General features: G+C 72.9%; 1 protein-coding gene and 1 pseudogene. Both read left to right on the top strand.

Going from position 1 to position 1169, the window contains the following annotated elements; genetic code table 11:
- Positions 1 to 438: pseudogene (locus AB0G02_RS41385) on the top strand (hypothetical protein); the annotation flags it as partial.
- 254 nt (positions 439 to 692) lie between these two features.
- On the top strand, positions 693 to 1169 hold a 477-nt coding region (locus tag AB0G02_RS41380; protein WP_360806389.1), incomplete at its 3' end, for a GNAT family N-acetyltransferase.

The raw sequence follows: 1169 nt of genomic DNA, 5'->3' as shown, positions 1-1169 counted from the left end.
GCCGACTACCTGACCAGGCTGCACCGGGGCGAGCTGACCGCGCGCGGCACGCACGACCGGGCGTGGAGCGAGGCCGAGCAGGCGTCGACCGATCACGGCGTCGCGGTGGCCGAGCAGCAGCACGGGCTGCGGCCCACGGCGGTGGAACGCCGGTTCTTCCTGTTCTCCGAGTTCTACCGGTGGACGCTGCGCAACCGCCCGGTCGTGCTGGACCTGCTGCTGGTCTACGGGGCGCTGCTGAACCCGGCGCTGGTCCCGCGGCGGGTGCCGTTCCTCGACTGGTTCACCGACGTGCGCGAGTCCGCGCCCTCGCGCAAGGGCTGCGAGGTGGCCTACGCCTACGCGCGGCTCGACCCGGTCAACGGGGTGTTCAGCACCCTGGACCTGCTGTTCGCCTACATCCCGGAGCTGTTCGAGGAGTTCCAGTCCACGCACTAGCGGTCGGCGCAAACCGGTTGCCCGGTCCGCTCGCGGGCGGTTAGGTTCGCCGGCGGGGACGAAGATCGTCGCCTGGTCCTGCCGAGGGGGGTCGATGGGTATGGCTGTCACCAGCCGTGTTCAGCGTGCCCTCGTCCGGTCCGCGCACCTCTGACGCGCGGGTCGGGTCATCCCTCATGACCAGGAGTTCCCGAGTGCCTTCCCCTTCTTCCCCGACCGGTTCTCACCCGGCCTCTTCCCCGGTCGGCGTCGAGTTGACCACCGAGCGGCTCGTGCTGCGGTCCTGGACCCCGGCGGAGGCGTCCGCCGTCCGCGACGGTGCCCGTCAGCCGCACTGGGCCGCCGACTTCCCCGCGGAGGGTGACCAGGTCATCGCGGGCCTGCTCACCGAGCACCCGGCGTGGCTCGACGGCTACCACCGGCTGCTCGTCGAGCGGGGGAGCGGCCTGGTGGTGGGCTCGATCGGGTTGTTCTGGCCGCCCGCCGACGGCGTGGTGGAGATCGGGTACGGCGTCGTGGCGTCGCGGCGGGGGCGTGGTTACGCCACCGAGGCCACGCGTGCCCTGACGGCGTTCGCGTTCACCGCACCGGGCGTCCGCGCGGTGCGCGCCGAGGTGGAGCTGTCGAACCCCGCCTCGGTCCGCGTCCTGGAGAAGGCCGGCTTCGAGCGCCGGGGCGTCGACGCCGAGCAGGGCACCGCTCAGTACGGCGTCACGTCCCCGGCCGGCCGG

Source organism: Actinosynnema sp. NPDC023658 (genome assembly GCF_040639995.1).
Taxonomy (GTDB): Bacteria; Actinomycetota; Actinomycetes; order Mycobacteriales; family Pseudonocardiaceae; genus Actinosynnema.
This window is presented reverse-complemented; position numbering and strand designations above follow the sequence as displayed.